The following is an 18,979-nucleotide window of genomic DNA, read 5'->3' on the forward strand; positions in this document are numbered from 1 at the left end:
CAATATCTTTTGGGGTTAAAAGTCGGAGACGTATGTCGTTCGTACGACTGGGCAGTTACAAGCCCATGACCTTTAGGTCGTGGGTAGTTGACACACATATTCCTCATCTTCGTCTAAATACAGATCATCATACTCTTAATAAATCATGAAGCGGCAGCTTCCCTTTTGATGTTTTGGGCTATATATCTATCTTTTTTCTAGTGAAAAAGACTAGAGGATACAAAAAAGCCGTACTTTAATACAGCTCTAAAACAGTTTTATAAAAATATTTAGAGTTTTAAAATTTACGCACTCTTCAACGGAAATAAATGTCTTCCTGTTTTCTTGTTTTGGATTTTGTTATGAAGTTTGTTCACGTTTTTTGCCATTGCAAGCAATACACTTTCCGCAAGAACATTTGATGTACCATGACTTAAATATCTACGAAACTGCATATCCTGTTTCAGTTTACCAAAAGATCCTTCTGCTTGGATCCTTCTGTTTAGTCTTAGGAGAATCCCTTCGTCAGAAAGAATCCGTTCCAAATCTTCTTTTCGATATTTCAGAAATCAAGTTTATAGAGGAGATCAGACATTTCAGCGAGAATTGTTTAATACTACATTTGCAGAGTGGTCATCAGATTATACATTCATTTAGAGTCTCAATTTTGGACACTTCAATCGAAAAATATAAAAACATCTAAATTCAGTACATAAAAGTGTGCAGATGTACATAAAATAGTAATAGTTATTGAAATTCAACTTGATTTGCGATAGAATATCATTACTAAAAAATGTGCAAATACACAGAAATAGGGAGTGTAATAATGGAAATTAAAAGAGACACTTATCTACAGCAACTGATTGAGCGAAAAGATAATGGAATGATAAAGGTGATTACCGGCATTCGTAGATGTGGTAAATCCTTCTTGCTGTTTACTATCTTCAAGAGATATTTACTGGAGAACGGAATTGATACTGATCATATTATTGAGATTGCATTGGATGGTATCGAAAATGAGGAATTAAGAGATCCCAAGGTGTGCTTCAAGTACATCAAAGATACTATGAAAGACGATGGGAAGTATTATCTCCTTCTGGATGAAGTACAGTTCATGCCAAGATTTGAGGAAGTGCTGAATAGCCTGCTTCGCATGAGCAATATTGATGTGTATGTTACCGGAAGTAACTCTAAGTTCCTGTCCAGCGACATTGTGACCGAGTTCCGTGGCAGAGGTGATGAGATCAGAATCTATCCCCTCTCCTTTGCAGAGTTTTATTCTGTCTATGACGGTGATTACGACGATGCTTGGGATGACTACATGATCTATGGAGGATTGCCGCAGGTTGTAGGCTTCCAGAGCGAGCGACAGAAAGCAGATTATCTGAAGAACATCTTTGCCAATGTCTATCTGAAAGATGTAATTGAAAGAAACAAGATTCAGAGCGTAGATGAGATTGGCATTCTGGTTGATATACTTGCATCTGCAATCGGCGCACCGACCAATCCATCGAAGATTGCCAACACCTTCGCCAGTGAGCGCCAGATGACTTATGCCAATAAAACTATCTCCAACCATATTGACCATTTAGCGGATGCCTTTTTGATTTCCAAGGCAAGTCGTTACAATATTAAGGGAAGAAAGTATATTGGTGCGAATCTGAAATACTACTTTACTGATCTGGGACTGAGAAATGCCCGTCTAAATTTCAGACAGCAGGAGCCTACTCATATTATGGAGAACATTGTTTATAACGAGCTGCTGATCCGTGGCTACAATGTTGATGTGGGTGTTGTGGAGATCTTTGATAAGAATAAAGAAGGTAAGCGTGTCCGCAAGCAGCTGGAGGTTGACTTTGTGGTAAACCAAGGCAACCAGAGATATTACATCCAGGTTGCTTATGACATGACTTCGGAAGAAAAGCAGACTCAGGAGTTCAATTCTCTGCGTAATATCCCAGATTCTTTCAAGAAGATTGTCATTGTGAATGGTAGCAAGAAACCTTGGAGAAATGATGAGGGTTTTGTTATTATGGGTATGAAGTATTTCCTTTTGAATGCAGATAGTTTGGAATTTTAATTTTTTTACACTTTCATTCTGGATTAAAAATGAGTCATTTTGCTCTTTTTTATTATATTTTAGAAGGCAAACGAATTGGGGAACCTGACAAAAATATGGGAAGTAATATAAGAAAAAGAAATGACTTTAGCAAGCATCAGCAGATCCTGGATTTAGATCATAGGGAAGTGAAGTTTCATTTTTATATAAAATAGTTAAATATATAGAAAAAGACTATAATAACTACACTTATATAGAACGTATCAATTATACTTCTTAAAAAAATAATGCTATACTTTTAATAGGATGAGAAGAAAAAAAGGAGAAAATAAAACAATGAGAGAAAAAAGAGAAGTAAAGTATCAGATGAAAGTGTTAAGCTCCTTGGTGAAGGTATTTCCGGATGAAGAACCGGTATATCGGCCAGAATGTGTAAAATTAAGTGGACTTTGGGACGAGACCGTATCCTATCAGGTTGCATATACCGGAAATCATTTTCTGAGAGAACGCGTAGATGTAAAAGTCGTTTCACCAATCGCTGAGTATGTACGTGTTCGAACGGTAGAACAGGTTCCAGTGGGACGTGCTACAAATGGAATTGTAGATGATAATTATTTAAAAACGACATCAGGACTCTATCCGGATTTGTTGAAGGACATCAAAGATGGAAAAGTAATTATCCGCTCTCATCAGTGGAGTTGTTTGTGGATTGATGTGAAACTGACGGATGAAATTCCGGCAGGAGACTATGAGATTGAAATTCAGCTTGTGAAAGATGATGCTGTAATATGTTCTGCAAAAAGAAAAATTACAGTGATCGGCGTTCATCTTCCAAAACAGAAGATTATGCATACGGAATGGTTCCACGCAGATTGCCTTGCAGACTATTATCATGTGGATGTTTTTTCAGAAAAGCATTGGGAGATACTGGAAAATTACTTCCACGAGTATGTAGATCGAGGCTGTAATATGATGATGGTTCCATTGTTTACATATCCGTTAGATATGGAAGTGGGCAATGATCGTACAACGACTCAGCTCATCGAGGTGGAAGTGAAGAATGGCGAATATCATTTTGGGTTTGATAAAATGAAACGCTGGGTAGACCTTTGTAAAAAGTGTGGGATCGAGTACTATGAAATGTCTCATCTATTCTCACAATGGGGAGCAAAGTATGCACCAAAAGTTATGGCTCTCGTAGATGGAAAAGAAGAGCGGATTTTTGGATGGCATACACCGGCAGTTGGGGAATATACAAGATTTTTACAGGCATTTCTTCCGAGACTGGTTGAGAAGTTAAAAGAGTGGGGAATTGCAGAAGTGACATACTTCCATATTTCAGATGAACCAAGAGAAGAACACTTGGAGACTTTTAAAGCTGCAAAAGAATCTCTTGGCAATATGTTAGATGGATTCCATACATTTGATGCACTTTCCAGCTATGAATTTTATAAGCACGGTTTGATCAGCAAACCAATTCCGGGAAATAACGAGATTGAAGAATTTTTAGAACATGGTCTTACAGACATGTGGACATATTATTGTACAGGACAGTTTTACGAAGTAAGTAACCGGTTTATGTCAATGCCATCTGCTAGAAACCGCATTTATGGAATTCAGCTGTATAAATATGACATTATTGGCATTTTACATTGGGGGTATAATTTCTACAATAGTCAGCATTCTTATGAACACATTAATCCATATCAGGTGACAGATGCATCCAATGGATTCCCGGCAGGTGATCCATTCCTTGTATATCCGGGAGCAGACGGGCATCCGGAAGAATCCATTCGCATGATGGTTCATTACGAAGCATTAACAGATTTGCGGGCGCTGGAATTGTTAGAAAGCCTGACAAGTAAAGAATATGTAATGGAATTAATCGAAGAAGATTTGGATGAACCACTTACATTTAAGCGATATCCAAAATCAGATATGTATTTGATTGCATTACGAAATAAAGTAAATAAAGAAATAGCAAGATTAAGTTCTGCTTCCTAAAAAATTAAAAATGTTGGAACATGAGTTGTCATGATTCCAACATTTTTTTTATCCTTTGAGTCCACTCATGGACATTCCTTCTTCAAATTTGGATTGTAAGAACAAATAGAAAATAAATGGAGGAAGGAACGTACAGGTCGCACAAGCCATTGTAAGTCCGATATCCGTATCGTATTGTGTCTGCATTGCTTTTAAAGCAAGCGGAAGTGTACGATAAGCATCATCAGTAGTGATAATGAGTGGCCATGTAAAGTTATTCCAGGCGCCAATAAATGTGAAAATTGCGACTGTCAGCATAGAAGATTTTACCAAAGGCAAAATGACAGTCCGTAAAATTTTACTGGTAGTGGCTCCATCTATTTTGGCAGATTCAATGAGTTCTTCTGGAATAGCCATAATAGCATTTCTCATAACAAATACACCAAAAGCAGTTGGCAGAGGTAAAATAAGAGCGCGGAACGTATTGACCCAGCCAAGACCACGTACGACTAAGTAAAGTGGAACAAGTATGGCACCCGATGGAACTAACATCGATAAAATCAGCAGAAAGAAAAGTTTATCATTTCCACGGAATTTTAATTTCGCAAATGCAAAACCAGCAGTACAGCTTGTGAATAATGTAAGAAGCACACCGGATATTGCAACAAATACACTATTGAAAAAATAGCGTATGAATGTTGAGTTTGTAAAAATATTTTTATAATGTTTTAAGGTGAGTTTTGATAAAGCAAAATCAAAATCATATGCATTCACAGTACTTTTTAATGACATGAGAATCATGTATAAAAAAGGAAGAATGCACAGTAAGATTGTGATGATTAGAAAAATATCAACTAGTAAACGAGATGTCTTTTTCATTTCATGTTCTCCTTCTTATATTTCTGAATTCTCGTGTTTAATAAAGCGTTGTTGGAATAATACGATGATTAAAACAATCAACATCAGTACATTGGAAACGGCCATAGCATATCCGGCTTTGTTTCCTTTGAAGGTGAGTTGATATGCGTACATACTTAATGTTGTAGTAGACATCGATGGACCGCCGCCGGTCATAGTATAGACCATATCAAACACTTGCATAGCACTTATTGTTGATAAAAAAATGTTCATGATAATAGTAGGTTTCAAAAGTGGTAATGTAATTTTGGTTAAACAATCCCATTTTGTAGCGCCGTCTACTTTGGCTGCTTCGTAAAAAGTATCCGAAATAGAGGTAAGAGAAGCAAGCGTGATTACCATATAATAGCCCATACCTTTCCATACAATGATAAAGGCGACGGCAATAAAAGCAGTTTTACTGCTGCCAAGAAGAAGCGTGGGATCAATTCCAAATACACCAAAGATCGCTTTTACTGCCGGATGTCCACCATTTAAAATTGTGTTCCAAACAGTACCGATAACAGCGCTGGAAGAAAGCACAGGAACGAAAAGGGCTGCCTTTGCAATTTTTCCAAGCACGGTATCTTTACGAGAAGAAATTAGTATTGCAAAAAGAGTAGAACTTACGATTTCAAATGGCACGATGATTGCAGCAATCTTTAAAGTATTGATAATGCAAAGATGTAATTTGGAGTCACGAAATAGTCTTTGATAATTAAATAATCCGTTAAATTGCGCCGGTGTGATGATATTATATTTTGTAAAACTAAAATATATTGCAAGAATCAATGACCCCGCTACAAAAGTAAGCAGGATCATTGCAATTGGTGCGATATAAAGATAAGGCGCAAGGACGGATAGTCCTTTCTTTTTTTTCATAAGTGCCTCGATTCTTTTTATTCGTTTTCCGCGTAGTACTCTTTTAACAAGTCATTTGCATAGGATGCAGATTCATCTAATGCTGCCTTTACATCTTGTTTTCCTTCCATGACAGCCTGAATATGAGCTGCGTAGTTTTCAAGGATTTCGCTTCCGCAAGGACCAGCCTGTAATGGACGCCATTTATCACGATCTTCTGTAACGATACGTTCCATTTTAGGATCTCCTACGTATTCTTCGCTTGCTGTAAGAGGGGCACCTGGAGCTACTTTATGATATTCTGTCATAAACTCAGGACCTGTAATGTATTTGATCAAATCAAGTGCAAGCTCAGGCTGTTTGGATGTAGACATCACAGAGAGACAGTCAGCAGCACCGAATGTACCATACTCTTTATGTTTCAAAGAAGTTACGTAGTCCCAGTTTTTAAGATTTGGGTAATCTTTTGCAAAGGTTGTTTCATTAGAAGCAGAGGAGCGAGTGACACCAAAAGCGGCTTTGCCTTCTGCAAATACTGTAGAGAATGCATCTTGACCAGAAAGTGACATTGCATTTTCTGGCATATATGGCTGTAAACTCTTGAAAAATTCTAAGGCTTCTACACCAGCTTTTCCATTGAAAGCTACTTCTTTCAGATCATCTGTGTAGATATCTCCGCCAGCCTGCCATAATAAGCTATACATATAAGAATTTAAAACATAAAGGTTACTCATACTTCCGCTATTAAGACCTACAGCATATCCGTACTGATCAATCTTACCATCGCCATCTGTGTCTTTTGTAGCTTTTTCACAGATACGAGCAAAGTCTTCCCATGTCTCAGGAGCCTTTTCCCCGATAGAATCTAAAATATCCTGATTATAATAAAGGACGAATGGTACACCGGTTACGATAGGAACACCGTATAATCCACCCATCATTTCACCACGATCCAGGAAGAGATATTCTTTGTAATCTTCTTCTTCAACCATGTCGGATAAGTCTGTTACAAGTCCGGAAGAGATATAAGTAGGATACATTTCCACATACATATAACCGATATCAGGTGTTTCTCCACCTGCAACTCCTGTAGACCATCTTTCTTCATAAGAACCCCATGGAATGATTTCCATTTCTACAGTACAATTATTTTCTTTCTCCCATCCGGCAAGAAGCTTCTTAAAGTTTCCTTCTGTGTCTTCATCGAGAGGAGGCAGCCACATAGTAAGTGTAGTAGGCTCTCCTTCCTTTGGTTTGTCTGCTTCCTTGGTTTTGCTTCCACAGCCAGCTGCAAGTGTTGCAAGCATGGAAGTACAAAGCAACAAGCTTAAAAGTTTCTTTTTCATTAGTTTTTCCTCCTATAGAAATAAGTTTCACACTTTCTATTGTAGAAGTATTTTTAGACAAAGTAAAATTGATAAAAGCAATAAGAAGTTACTATATATAGAAAAAATCTATAAATGAAAATAGGAAACGATTGATACTGTTTGAAAATCATGATAATCTTTAAGAGAAAGGCAGGGGGTAATTATGAGATTGGAAAAACATAATGCGGATGAAATGACTCCATTGGAACGTATCTATGCATACGAGCATGGATTATCCTATGACAGAATACCAAGTGTACCATTTATAGGCAATGTCAGATGTAAAGTAGGGGGAATGACACCGGAAGAATATTGGGATTCTGCAGAAAATATGGTAAAAGCAGAACTGATGTCTTATCAGAGATTCGGCTTTGACAGATTAGGAATCGGACCGAATACAAGAGGGATATCAGATGCGTTAGCAGCTCAGGTTCCGGATAAGAAACAAGGAAGTCTTGTTTTGGATGATTACAGTAAATTAGAATACTTAGAGCCTGTAAATGCAAGAAATGATTTGGTAATTCAAAGATTCTTACAGGCAGCAGAGATGCTCCAAGAATCTGCAGGAGAGATTGTTCCTGTTGAGATAAGTATTGGAGGTCCCCTTACAATTGCATCATTTCTGCGAGAGATTGAGCTTCTTTTACGCGATTGTAGAAGAAATGGCGATAAAGTACAGAAATTACTTCGCATTATTGTGGATTCCCAAAAGAGCTGTATTGATGCATTTGCACAATATGGCGTAGGAATTGCGATGGCAGATCCTGTGGCAAATCCGGCGCTGATCGGACCAAAATTATATGAGAAATTCGTTTTTCCTTATACAAAAGAATTGACAGACTATGCACTGGAGAAAACCGGAAAGAAAGTATCTCTTCATATGTGTGGGGCTACCTATAGTATTTGGAAGTATATCGAACAATATCAGTTAAATGAAATTAGCTTAGACAATATTGTGGATTTAGACAGGGCTGCGCGAGAATTAGGAAAAAAAGTACCAATTGCCGGCAATGTAGATCCTGTACAGAGCATGCTGAATGGTACAAAAGAAGAGATTTTTGCAGATGTTCAAAAATGCATAGAACTTGGAAATTCTGCTGAGAAGGGATTTCATCTTACGACCGGTTGTGATATTCCGGACGGAACTTCACCTGAAAAAGTAGATTGGTTTATGGAAGCAGCTAGATTATACGGGAAGAAAAGATAAGCTTATATTTTATGAAAAGGGAATGGAATTTGGAGGAAATGAAAATGGCAAAGTCAAAAGAAGAATTATTAGAAAAACTGTCGGAATGTGTATTGGAGATGGAAGAGGAAGAGGTAGTCGACGTTGCTGAAGAATATATTGCAGCAGGGTATCCGGCATTTGACGGGATTATGGATGGTCTTGTAGATGGCATGAATAAAGCTTCGGATCTTTATGATGAAGAAGAGTATTTTGTAACAGATATTCTTCTTTGTTCGGATGCTATGTATGCCGGGTTGGAAGTGCTGCGTCCACACCTTCCTGAAAGTGCACAAAGCGGAGAAAAACCGAAGGCGGTAATTGGAGTTGTAGAGGGAGATACTCATGATATTGGGAAAAATCTGGTGAAGATCATGATGGATACAGCTGGATTTGAGATGTATGACTTAGGACGAGATGTTCCACCGGAAGCATTTGTAAAAAAAGCAATAGAAATTCAAGCACCGTTAATCTGTATTTCTACGCTAATGACAACTACAATGATTGGAATGAAAACGGTGATTGAGCAATTAAAGGAACAAGGGATTCGTGATCAAGTAAAAGTCATGGTTGGTGGAAGTCCGGTTTCACAGAAGTTTGCGAATGAAATAGGAGCGGACGGATATTCCGTGAATGCAGTGGAAGCTGTAAAACTGGCAAAAAAATTATTAGATCTTGCGTAAGTAATGGGAGGAAAATGTATGTTTACGGAAAAAGAACGTTTGGAACGCGCTTTGAGACAGGAAGAAGTGGATCGTCCGCCATGTATCTGTCCTGGGGGAATGATGAATATGATCACGACAGATCTCATGGATGCTTGTGGAGTTACATGGCCGGAAGCGCATACAGATGCACAGATGATGGCAGATTTGGCATTGGCAAGTTATCAACATGGTTGCTTTGAAAACGTAGGAGTTCCTTTTTGTATGACAATAGAAGCAGAAGAACTGGGTGCAAAAGTAACATTAGGATCTAAGATTTTTGAACCACATGTAACGGAATATGCGGGAACATCTGTAACGGAATGGAAAAAATCATCTCCGATCAATTTGGAATGCGGGAGAGCAAAAGTAGTATTGGATGCAATCCGTATTTTAAAAGAAAAGAATTTAGATGTTCCGATCATTGGAAACTTAGTAGGACCGGTAAGTGTGGCAAGTTCTGTGATCGATCCAGTGGGATTTTATAAAGATTTGAGAAGACACAAAGAAGAAGCACATCAGTTTATGACTTTTGTGACAGAACAATTGATTGCCTTTGCAAATGCGATGATTGAAAACGGCGCAGATGTGATCGCAATTTCTGATCCAAGCGGAACGGGAGAGATTCTCGGACCAAAATTTTTTGAAGAGTATGCGGTAAAATATCTGAATATGCTTTTGGATGGAATCAAAGATCAAGAAAAAGGTACGATTGTACATATTTGTGGGCAGATGAGAAGTGTATATGAGCAGATTGATAAAGTGCATTCAGATGCGTTGAGCTTTGATGCGATCGTTCCATTGAAAGAAGCCAGAAAGAATCTCCAAGATCGAGTATTGATGGGGAATGTAAGTACATTCGCATTAGAGTTTGGAGATGAAGAAAGAGTTCAAAAGCTGACAAAATTTTGTGTGCAAAGCGGCTCTGATATCATTTCTCCAGCATGTGGACTGGGGACAAAGTCACCTCTTGCAAATATTCAGGCGATTTTAAAAACGTTAAAGATGGACGAAGAAGCATTTGAAAAAATGGAAACGATGGAAGAGTGGAAAGAAGAGGAGATGAAAAATGCCTAATATCAAAGTACAGCCTTCTGGTAACGTATATGAATATGAAGTAGGAAAAACTCTTTTAGAAGTTCTCTTAGAAGAAGGTATATTCGTAGATAATCCTTGTAATGGAAAAGGACTTTGTGGGAAGTGTAAAGTGCGAATTCTGGCAGGAGAATTATCGGAACCGGAAGATACCGAACGGAAGTTATTAAAGCAAGAGGAGATGGAAAATGGAGTCAGACTTTCCTGCCTTGTAAAACCGGAAACAGATTTGGAGATAGAACTTATGCAGAAGGAAAGGAAGCATCAAGTGCTGACGGGAGGCTATATCCCTTCCTTTGCGTTCGATCAGGATATCCAAAAAATCGTGGTGGAAATTCAAAAACCAACTTTGGAAGATCAAACATCTTTTGAGGATCAGATTCTGCGTCAGATTCCGAAAGCAAGTCTAGAGCTGGGATGCCTCCAGATGAGGGAGTTTGTTCCGGGACAGGTGACGGTTGTACTCCATGGAAATCAAGTGATTCAAATAGAAGAGGGCAATACGACGGAAAAAATGTATGGGGTTGCGGTTGATATTGGAACAACGACAGTTGTCTGCACGTTGATTGATATGCTTACCGGCAAGGAACTTGCACATGCATCCATGATTAACGCACAGAAGCATTTTGGACTGGATGTGTTGACCCGTATTACTTATGAGTTAGAGCATCCTGAAGATGGTTTAGAAAAATTGCAAAAGGCATTGGTAAATTCTATTAATGAGATGATAGAGGATATTTGTTGTCAGGCAGAAGTATCCAAAGAGTGGATTTATGAAATTGCTGTTGGAGCGAACTGTACAATGATGCATATGTTACTTGGGGTTCCTGCAACATCACTTGGAAGATCTCCGTATGCGCCTGTGTTTGTACGTGGAAAAGACATCAAGGCAAAAGAAATTGGATTATGTGCAGCAGAAGGTGCGCGACTGTATTGTTTGCCATCGGTATCCGCTTATATTGGAGCCGACATTGTAGCAGGAGCTTATGTATGTCAGCTTCAAAAAGAGTCTGGGAATGTGCTGTTTATAGATATAGGAACGAATGGGGAAATCGTATTATCCAGTCATGGCAGATTGCTTTGCTGTTCTTGTGCAGCAGGTCCGGCATTGGAAGGCATGAATATCAGTTCAGGGATGCGGGCAGCAGAAGGTGCTATTGAAGATGTGACGATCACAGAATCCGGAATAGAATGGAAAGTAATTGGAAATGAAAAGCCAATCGGCATTTGTGGAAGTGGGATTTTAGCAGTTGTAAAGGAATTGCTGAGAGTTGGTCTTGTCAGAAAAGAAGGAGCATTTATCAAGCTAAATAAATTAGAAGAATCGGATTATCGTTTTCACATGCTGCAGGAAAATGGGAAAAAAAGAGAATTTATTTTATCGGAAGAACAAAAACTTTTGATTACGCAAGGAGATATTCGGCAGGTACAACTTGCAAAAGGAGCCATTCTATCAGGATTTTTAGCGCTTCTTAAGAAAGCTGGAATCCAAATGGAAGATTTGGATAAAGTTATGATTGCGGGACAGTTTGGAGCACATCTTCCTGCGGATAGTCTGGTGGGAACCGGAATCATTCCAAAAGAAGTACAAGAAAAGCTTGTTTATGTAGGAAACTCTTCAAAGACAGGGGCCTATATGGCTCTGATGTCCGCAAAAGTAAAACGAGAAATGGAAGAACTGGCCGGACAGATGGATTATATGGAGTTAGGGGCAACAGAAAACTATGAACGCTTGTTTTCTGAATGTTTGATTTTCCCTAATGTGAAATAGAGTAGGAGTAAGAACTATGAGCAGCATTAAAGATTTTAAATGTACCTACGATAATGGTGTATTAGAGCATTCCAAAATCGTGGAAGAACTGGGGTTTACATTTCCTGATGTATATTTACATGCTGACAAGATGGCTGCGCTTTCCAAAAGGCAAAAAGAAAAACAAGGAAATTCGATCTGTGTTCTGCCTTTTTGCCATACCGTAGAAGGAGAAGCTATGGGAGGAATCATCACACTCGGCAATGAAGTTGCAGGACCCCGGGCAAAGGAATATCTTTATACAGATTATAAGGAGCTTGGGGAAATCAATGAAATTGATTTTACAAAAGGAAGAATTCAGGAAGTTCTTCAGGCCTGTCAGATTCTGCACGAACAAGGAGAACATGTGATGCTTGAAGTTTCAGGCCCCATTACAATTCTCAATGTGTTGATTGATATTAAACAAATTTTTAAAGGAATGCGTAAAGATTTCGAATTTATGAAATCTGTATTCCAAAAAGTTGGTACGCAAATTTTGAGCTATATAAAAGAAGCAAAAAAATATGGGGTAGATTTCATCAGTTATGCAGACTCGGTTGGAGGAGTGAATATACTTGGCCCGAAGATGGCAGAGCAGATGGTAGAAGGATTTACTTATGATTTTTTGAAAGAAGCACAGGAGTACTCAGATGAACATACACTTTTGATGCTTTGTCCGAAAACAACATTTGCGCTTCTTGGGACAGAGAAAGCAGAACTTGCAGATATAGATATACCAGCTGGAAGTACCTATGGGGAAGGGTGTATAGAAGTACTTGGAAAAGCGAAAATAGTTGGAATACAATGTGCAAAAAATATGGGATTTTTGCTGAAATCAGGGATAATGAAAGAAGTTGTATTGAAATAGTGAAAAGGGAGCATCAGAAATGTGATATGCTCCCTTAGAAAGTTTTTATTCAAACTGGCTAAAATATAGATTTGCATATTTTCCCTGTTTTTTTATTAATTCTTCATGAGTACCGACCTCTTTGATATCACCGTCCTCCATATAAAGGATCATATCTGCATCGCGGATAGTAGAAAGACGATGTGCGATTACAAAACTTGTTCTTCCTTTCATCAATTCTGCCATTGCTCGTTGAATTAACAGTTCCGTATGTGTATCAACATTACTTGTCGCCTCATCTAAAATCATAATTTCAGGATCAGAAGCCAGGGCTCTTGCAATCGTAAGCAATTGTCTCTCGCCCTGAGAAAGATTTTCTGCGCCTTTGCTTAGCATCATTTCATATCCGCCAGGCAATGTCTTGATAAAATTATGGGCACAGGCTGATTTTGCTGATGCAACAATCCTTTCCATAGGCATATCATCCTCGGCATATCCAATATTATCACGAATCGTGCCTTCGAAAAGCCAGGTGTCCTGTAATACCATTCCAAAACGATTTCTCAGTTCCTCGCGAGTCATGTCAGATGTTTTGACACCATCAACTAGGATGGAACCGGAATTTACCTCATAAAATCGCATTAACAGATTGATCAAGGTTGTTTTCCCTGCACCGGTTGGACCGACAATGGCAACTTTCTGTCCAGGAAGTACATTTAAATGAATACGCTTCATCAAAAGGTGATCTGGGGAATACCCAAAACTAACATTTTCAAAAGATACAGATCCTTTGTTGGATTTCGGAACGATACAGTTTTCTTTATCTGCTATATCTTCCTCTGCATCTAATAATGCGAATATTCTATTTCCCGCAGCATTTGCAGCGCTAAAGCTACCAACCATTCCTGCAATAGTAGAAAATGGTTCTGCAAAACGCCAAGTATATTCTAACATTGCCTGAACGTTACCAACGGTAATTTTCCCCACAATTGCCCAAAGACAGCCGATTGCTGCACACAGTACATATCCTAAATCGTTGACCAATGTTGTGATTGGTGAGATCGCACCTGCAGTTGTTTCTGCTTTTTGGGAACTGATCTTTAATTTTTCATTTAATTTTGAGAAGTGATTTTTTGCTCGTTCTTGATAATTAAAAGTTTGTACGACATCTTGTCCATTATATATTTCTTCGATATATCCATTTAGTTCTCCTAACAGTCCTTGCTGTTGCTGATAATACTTTTCACTTGCTTTCATAACTCCGGCTGCACTGAAAAGCGAAAGTGGAACCATTGCGATCGGAATGATCGATAGCGTAGGACTGATGGCAATCATCATTAGCAAAACACCGATGGCGGTAGTGACCTGAGTAACAATAGAAGTTAAATTCTGGCTAAGTGTGTTGTTGATGGTATCTACGTCATTGGTAATGATGCTCAGAATATCACCATGGGTATGAGTATCGTAATAATTCAATTTGATTCTGTGCATTTTTTCGTCGATCTCCCGGCGAAGTGTTTGCATCACTTTAGCAGTAATTTTAGACATTATGAAACCTTGTAAAAAAGTAAATAGTTGTGATATGAAATATAAAGCAACTAAACTTACTAATAGGGAGAGAATGGTGTTCCAGTAAAATACACCATCTGTAACACTTGCAAATAAGGTTGTTGTCACTTTTCCAATCAAAAATGGAGCAAGAACCATAAATCCTGTGCTGATGATAGCTGATAGGATTACGAAAAGAAGTTTCAGGCGGTGCTCTTTTAGATAAGAGAATAATCTTTGAAAAGTTTTAAAGTTCCCCATATTATAAATTCTCCTTTCCTAATTGGATTTCGGCAATTTCTCTATATAAAGAACAGCTTTCTAATAATTCTTTGTGTGTGCCATTGCCTATAATCCTTCCATCATCAATCACTAGAATACGATCTGCATTCAAAATCGAACTGATGCGTTGCGCTACAATAATCATAGTGGCATCGCCAATACTTTCTTTCAGGTTTTGACGTAATTGACGATCTGTTTTCATATCTAAAGCTGAAAAACTATCATCAAAAACATAGATTTCCGGTTTCTTCATAATAGCACGGGCGATCGCCATTCGCTGGCGCTGACCACCGGACAAATTTGTTCCGCCCTGAGCGATTGGATCGAAAAATCCGGATTGCTTCTTTTCGATAAATTCATTGGCACAGGCTATTTTTGCTGCTTCGTTCCAATCTTTTTCATTTCCGTTTTCATTTCCGAAGTTTAAGTTCTCTGCGATATTTCCGGAAAATAATTTGTTTTTCTGTGGCACATATCCAATCAAAGAACGCAGATCCTTTAAGGAATAATCTTTGATATTTACGCCATCAATCAAGATTTCCCCAAACAATGGGTCGTATAATCTTGGGATCAACTTTACAATGCTGGATTTTCCTCTTCCTGTACCACCGATAATTGCAGTAATTTCACCAGGCTTTGAAATAAAGTTGATATCTTTTAAAACTGGCTCATCTGCTCCCGGATAAGCAAATGTCACATTGCGGAACTCCACAGTGGAGCGCAAAGGTCTTTGTTCCAAAGGAAAGGAACCATCTACAATTGTGCTTTTGGTGTTCAATACTTCGGCAATGCGCTTGGCGCAGGCATAACTGGTAGGAAACATCATGATCACCATGGATAACATCATCACCGAAGTGAGAACCATACTAATGTATTGACTGTTGGCTACTAAAGAACCGACTTCCATGGAACCTAGTTCAACATAATAGGATCCGACTCCGAGTACTGCAGCAGTTGTGACACCGAAAATAACACTGATTGCCGGCATTAATATGCTTGTAATTCTTCCGGCGGTCATTGCGGTCATGGCATAATCTTCGTTAGAATTTTCAAATCGTGTGCATTCCGTTTTTTGTTTATTAAAAGCTCTGATAACACGCACACCTTCTAAAGTTTCTAAAAATAAATGATTGATATGGTCGAGCTTGCTGCGCAGACGTATCGAATAACGAGATGCAAAGATCATAATGATCGTCAGTACAATCAATAAAACAGGAATCGCAAATAGAAGTACGAAACTAACTTTTCCTCCTGTAGATGCTGAGAAAATCAATCCTGCAATTGCCATCATAGGAGCGAGAAGTCCTACGCGGAGCAACAATGTCAAAAAGTTTTGAACATTTGTGATGTCGGATGTGCTTCGGGTGATTAAGCTGGCTGTGCCAAACTGATCCAAGTCAGCTGCGGAAAAGCTTTGAACAGTAGAGAAAACTTTGTCTCGCAGCTGTGCGGCAAAACTGGTGGAAATACCGGAGGCAATTTTTACGGATCCAAAGCTGATAAGACAAGAAAAGACGGCAACTCCGGCCATAATTGCAGCGAACATCCAAATGGTTCTGTTTTCTCCTGTGACCACTCCTAAACTAATCATTTTTGATAGTAATGCGGGTAATAGCATTTGACCAAAAGCAGATAGTAGTATCAGAAAAAACAGCGCTACCAGTTGTTTGCTTTTGAATTTTACATGTTTTAAAATCGTTTTCATCTCAATTTCATTCTCCTTTCATAGATCGATATTTTTCAAATCTGTATTTTTACTTTGTATCACACGAGGTAATATTCAACAGAATCTTTGTTGAATGGATTCTATGATCAACATGGCACATTGTAAAATGTACAGTAACTGTACAGTCAAGAGGGGAATTGTAAAAAATTAAAAATAGAAGTAGAATCAAAATAGTGTCTTGTATCAGGCAGGGAATAATGGCATAATACTAGCATAAATACGATATATAAACCGGATGACAAGGTTGTCTGTTTCTATACTGCGAGCGCAGTCAGGATTAATGAAAGGAAAAAGGATGAGCAGAGTAAGAATTATTAAGAAAAACGATGAATATACTTCGGAATACCAAGTTGGAGACATTTTTCAGATCACCGGGACATGGTATGGCGGGGTTCACATTGTAGGAAAATCAGGAATCCCGGTTTCGCTGGATCGGGAAGAATATATGGAACTCGATACAGAACCGGAGCCGAAAGAGGAGGAAACTGTGCGGAGGGATATCAGAGAGGGGGACCTTGTACAGCACTTTAAGCGGGAATGGGTATCAGAGCATACAGCAGAATATCTGTATAAGGTACTTGCGTTTGCCCAGCACACAGAGACAGGAGAGAAGCTGGTGATCTATCAGGCGATGTATCCGCCTTTTAAGATCTGTGCAAGACCCTATGGGATGTTTATGAGTGAGGTGGACCGGGAAAAATATCCCGAGGTGAAACAGAAGTATCGATTCGAAAAGGTAGAATTTAAGTAAAAAACAATGCAATAGAATGCGATATAAGAGGTTTTAATGATGATAGGCATACAAGTCTTACCTGAAACGATAAAATCGCTTATATCGCAAAATACGGCGTTTGATAGCGTGGTGGAAATATACTTGGCAAAAAAACATAGAAAATACGCCTTGGCAGAAAGAAACTCTTTGAAAAGAAAGTGGGAAAACTTTTTTGAAAGAAGAGAAAGTCTCTGCCGGGCGTTTTTTTGCGAAAATTTCGCACAGATATTATACAGGCATTATACAGATATTATTTTAAAGGCGCAGGCACTATCTGAAAGTCGATTTAAAAACCTGCCTGATCTGAAAGAAAACTCGTATTGCCGCTTTGCAAAATAGTCTGAAATTCGTTGTACAATGTTGCTGCTGAATTTGAAACGTCTGTGAAGGTATAAAAGTAATCTGCTAAAAAATATGTATGATGCAAATGGCATGTGACAGGTTTCTTTAGCCTTAGACAGATGAGGTGAAGTGTGGTATGATAAGTGCGTAAGATGAGGTGCTTTTTAAAAAGTTAATGAAAGTAATAGGTTAGATGTTCTGGCCATTGAAAAGAAGTAGAAAAGATGGAAATGCCAATGATTACAGCGGTTTACATAGATGAATGAAAAGTGTTTGAAACAAAATACAGGAATGCGATACCTGTTATTTTTTGTGCTAAATCAACTTAAAACATGCAAGATAAATAGAAATAATAAGTAACATTACATCTATGTTTATGAGAAAAATCAGAATTAGAAAAACAGAAAAAGCGCATATCATATTCCAAAAAGAAAACTTAAAAACATGTAAGATAATAAGCAAGAAAAGATGTAAGATGAAGGAGAGATTTTATGGGAAATTACAATCCGCCATATGAAATTACAGATAAAATAGTAATGCTGGTGGCATCGATTGCGGAGAAGTCCGGAAGGATTATGGAATATTATAAAGTAGGGATGTCGGAAACAAACCGGGAAAGAAGAATTCGTGCAATCCATGCTTTTTTAAAGATGGAAGGGAATCAGCTTTCGATTCCGGAGATCAAGGAGATTGTAGAGGGTCGGCCGGTATCGGTGAGTGAAAGAGTGATCCGGGAAGTTCAGAACCTGTACGCGGTTTATGAATACATGCAGGAAGTGGAGACTTATAGTATTGCGGACTTTAAGAAGGCTCACGGAATTCTGACGAAGGATATTGCAAGCGAATCCGGAGAATTTCGCCAGACGGAAAAGGGTGTGTTTAATCACAATCAGTTTTTTATGGCACCGCCGGCGAGGTTTATTGAGGGGCAGATGCAGGAGCTTTTTGCATGGATGGAAAGTCAGAGGGAGAAAATCCATCCGCTGATTCTGTCTTCCATCTTCCATTATGAAGTCCTGTTTCTTCACCCATTTACGGACGGTAACAGCAGACTGGCACAGTTGTGGCAGACAGCGATTTTGGCAAAGTGGAGACCTTTCTTTACCTATCTTCCATTGGAAACCCAGATGGAGAGAGTGCAGGGAGGATATTATGAGGCGATTTCTATCTGCCAGATGGAGAGAACCATCACGGGTTTTATTGAGTTTATGTTGGAACAGATTGAGATTGCACTGGATGAGATCAAAAAGGAACCGAAGGAACCGGTGGAAAGTCTTTCAAAATATGTAAAGAAACTTCTGGAAGCGATGGAAGAAGATATTCCTTATACAGCGAATGAAATTTTAGAGTTGCTTCACTTGAAATCCAAAGATGCTCTGAGAAAAAATTATCTGAATCCGGCGCTTGAGAGTGGGCAGATCCAAATGACGATCCCGAATGCGCCGAAGAGTAAAAATCAAAGATATGTAAAAAGTAGTTGTGAAAAGAAATAACTGTTGTCTGCCA

General features: G+C 38.6%; 15 protein-coding genes and 1 pseudogene. 10 read left to right on the forward strand and 6 right to left on the reverse strand.

The window, feature by feature from the left end; all coding sequences use genetic code 11:
• Nucleotides 1-284: 284 nt before the first annotated feature.
• Nucleotides 285-548: pseudogene (locus EDD74_RS15660) on the reverse strand (transposase); the annotation flags it as partial.
• Between the two features lie 257 nt (nt 549-805).
• Here EDD74_RS15660 and EDD74_RS11155 point away from each other — a divergent pair.
• Together EDD74_RS11155 and EDD74_RS11160 are read left to right on the forward strand one after the other, a co-directional pair.
• A complete protein-coding gene (locus EDD74_RS11155; RefSeq protein WP_116441001.1) occupies nt 806-2,059 on the forward strand; it encodes an ATP-binding protein in 1,254 nt (417 codons plus the stop codon).
• A gap of 315 nt (nt 2,060-2,374) precedes the next feature.
• Complete coding sequence (locus EDD74_RS11160; RefSeq protein WP_116441002.1) at nt 2,375-4,042, forward strand: DUF4091 domain-containing protein; 1,668 nt, start codon at nt 2,375-2,377, stop codon at nt 4,040-4,042.
• Nucleotides 4,043-4,090: 48 nt separating this feature from the next.
• Here the strand turns inward: EDD74_RS11160 and EDD74_RS11165 are convergent, their stop codons facing one another.
• From EDD74_RS11165 to EDD74_RS11175, 3 genes are read right to left on the reverse strand one after another with little or no spacing between them, the layout of a single operon-like run.
• Nucleotides 4,091-4,900, reverse strand: a complete 810-nt coding sequence (locus tag EDD74_RS11165; protein WP_016441254.1) for a carbohydrate ABC transporter permease — start codon at nt 4,898-4,900, stop codon at nt 4,091-4,093.
• A 15-nt stretch (nt 4,901-4,915) separates the two neighbouring features.
• Nucleotides 4,916-5,800, reverse strand: a complete 885-nt coding sequence (locus EDD74_RS11170) for a carbohydrate ABC transporter permease (RefSeq protein WP_116441003.1) — start codon at nt 5,798-5,800, stop codon at nt 4,916-4,918.
• Nucleotides 5,801-5,817: 17 nt separating this feature from the next.
• Nucleotides 5,818-7,125: an ABC transporter substrate-binding protein gene (locus tag EDD74_RS11175; RefSeq protein WP_016441256.1), complete on the reverse strand. Its 1,308-nt coding sequence runs from the start codon at nt 7,123-7,125 to the stop codon at nt 5,818-5,820.
• A gap of 184 nt (nt 7,126-7,309) precedes the next feature.
• Between EDD74_RS11175 and EDD74_RS11180 the strand changes: the two genes are divergently transcribed.
• From EDD74_RS11180 to EDD74_RS11200, 5 genes are read left to right on the forward strand one after another with little or no spacing between them, the layout of a single operon-like run.
• Entirely contained in the window at nt 7,310-8,353 is a 1,044-nt protein-coding gene (locus EDD74_RS11180; protein ID WP_116441004.1) for a uroporphyrinogen decarboxylase family protein, read from the forward strand.
• Between the two features lie 44 nt (nt 8,354-8,397).
• On the forward strand, nt 8,398-9,054 hold the full coding sequence (locus EDD74_RS11185) for a corrinoid protein (protein WP_016441258.1): 657 nt from the start codon (nt 8,398-8,400) through the stop codon (nt 9,052-9,054).
• Between the two features lie 18 nt (nt 9,055-9,072).
• Nucleotides 9,073-10,149: a methylcobamide:CoM methyltransferase MtbA gene (locus tag EDD74_RS11190; protein WP_016441259.1), complete on the forward strand. Its 1,077-nt coding sequence runs from the start codon at nt 9,073-9,075 to the stop codon at nt 10,147-10,149.
• Nucleotides 10,142-11,938: an ASKHA domain-containing protein gene (locus tag EDD74_RS11195; RefSeq protein WP_116441005.1), complete on the forward strand. Its 1,797-nt coding sequence runs from the start codon at nt 10,142-10,144 to the stop codon at nt 11,936-11,938. Before EDD74_RS11190 ends, EDD74_RS11195 begins: the two co-directional genes overlap by 8 nt.
• A 16-nt stretch (nt 11,939-11,954) precedes the next feature.
• Nucleotides 11,955-12,824: a uroporphyrinogen decarboxylase family protein gene (locus EDD74_RS11200; protein WP_116441006.1), complete on the forward strand. Its 870-nt coding sequence runs from the start codon at nt 11,955-11,957 to the stop codon at nt 12,822-12,824.
• Between the two features lie 45 nt (nt 12,825-12,869).
• Here the strand turns inward: EDD74_RS11200 and EDD74_RS11205 are convergent, their stop codons facing one another.
• Nucleotides 12,870-14,612 carry an ABC transporter ATP-binding protein gene (locus EDD74_RS11205; protein WP_116441007.1) on the reverse strand — a complete coding sequence of 581 codons (1,743 nt, stop codon included), beginning with the start codon at nt 14,610-14,612 and terminating at the stop codon, nt 12,870-12,872.
• Nucleotide 14,613: 1 nt separating this feature from the next.
• The gene (locus EDD74_RS11210; protein WP_116441008.1) at nt 14,614-16,338 is read right to left on the reverse strand and encodes an ABC transporter ATP-binding protein; all 1,725 of its coding nucleotides are present in this window, start codon (nt 16,336-16,338) and stop codon (nt 14,614-14,616) included.
• Nucleotides 16,339-16,654: 316 nt separating this feature from the next.
• Here EDD74_RS11210 and EDD74_RS11215 point away from each other — a divergent pair, with 316 nt between their 5' ends.
• The 3 genes from EDD74_RS11215 to EDD74_RS11225 all read left to right on the forward strand — a co-directional run bounded on the left by EDD74_RS11215 (nt 16,655) and on the right by EDD74_RS11225 (nt 18,966).
• Nucleotides 16,655-17,110 carry a DUF1653 domain-containing protein gene (locus EDD74_RS11215; RefSeq protein ID WP_116441009.1) on the forward strand — a complete coding sequence of 152 codons (456 nt, stop codon included), beginning with the start codon at nt 16,655-16,657 and terminating at the stop codon, nt 17,108-17,110.
• Nucleotides 17,111-17,146: 36 nt separating this feature from the next.
• Complete coding sequence (locus EDD74_RS11220; RefSeq protein ID WP_132038455.1) at nt 17,147-17,470, forward strand: hypothetical protein; 324 nt, start codon at nt 17,147-17,149, stop codon at nt 17,468-17,470.
• Nucleotides 17,471-17,964: 494 nt separating this feature from the next.
• Complete coding sequence (locus EDD74_RS11225) at nt 17,965-18,966, forward strand: Fic family protein (RefSeq protein ID WP_116441011.1); 1,002 nt, start codon at nt 17,965-17,967, stop codon at nt 18,964-18,966.
• The last annotated feature ends 13 nt before the right edge of the window (nt 18,967-18,979 follow it).

The sequence above is a fragment of the Faecalimonas umbilicata genome (assembly GCF_004346095.1).
GTDB classification, from domain to species: Bacteria; Bacillota; Clostridia; order Lachnospirales; family Lachnospiraceae; genus Faecalimonas; species Faecalimonas umbilicata.

Bases quoted from the DNA above. Each gene is read 5' to 3' on its own strand.
- EDD74_RS11210 (WP_116441008.1), bottom strand. From the start codon at position 16,338: ATGAAAACGATTTTAAAACATGTAAAATTCAAAAGCAAACAACTGGTA.
- EDD74_RS11200 (WP_116441006.1), top strand. From the start codon at position 11,955: ATGAGCAGCATTAAAGATTTTAAATGTACCTACGATAATGGTGTATTA.
- EDD74_RS11190 (WP_016441259.1), top strand. From the start codon at position 9,073: ATGTTTACGGAAAAAGAACGTTTGGAACGCGCTTTGAGACAGGAAGAA.
- EDD74_RS11185 (WP_016441258.1), top strand. From the start codon at position 8,398: ATGGCAAAGTCAAAAGAAGAATTATTAGAAAAACTGTCGGAATGTGTA.
- EDD74_RS11155 (WP_116441001.1), top strand. From the start codon at position 806: ATGGAAATTAAAAGAGACACTTATCTACAGCAACTGATTGAGCGAAAA.
- EDD74_RS11205 (WP_116441007.1), bottom strand. From the start codon at position 14,612: ATGGGGAACTTTAAAACTTTTCAAAGATTATTCTCTTATCTAAAAGAG.
- EDD74_RS11165 (WP_016441254.1), bottom strand. From the start codon at position 4,900: ATGAAAAAGACATCTCGTTTACTAGTTGATATTTTTCTAATCATCACA.
- EDD74_RS11195 (WP_116441005.1), top strand. From the start codon at position 10,142: ATGCCTAATATCAAAGTACAGCCTTCTGGTAACGTATATGAATATGAA.
- EDD74_RS11215 (WP_116441009.1), top strand. From the start codon at position 16,655: ATGAGCAGAGTAAGAATTATTAAGAAAAACGATGAATATACTTCGGAA.
- EDD74_RS11220 (WP_132038455.1), top strand. From the start codon at position 17,147: ATGATGATAGGCATACAAGTCTTACCTGAAACGATAAAATCGCTTATA.
- EDD74_RS11175 (WP_016441256.1), bottom strand. From the start codon at position 7,125: ATGAAAAAGAAACTTTTAAGCTTGTTGCTTTGTACTTCCATGCTTGCA.
- EDD74_RS11225 (WP_116441011.1), top strand. From the start codon at position 17,965: ATGGGAAATTACAATCCGCCATATGAAATTACAGATAAAATAGTAATG.
- EDD74_RS11180 (WP_116441004.1), top strand. From the start codon at position 7,310: ATGAGATTGGAAAAACATAATGCGGATGAAATGACTCCATTGGAACGT.
- EDD74_RS11170 (WP_116441003.1), bottom strand. From the start codon at position 5,800: ATGAAAAAAAAGAAAGGACTATCCGTCCTTGCGCCTTATCTTTATATC.
- EDD74_RS11160 (WP_116441002.1), top strand. From the start codon at position 2,375: ATGAGAGAAAAAAGAGAAGTAAAGTATCAGATGAAAGTGTTAAGCTCC.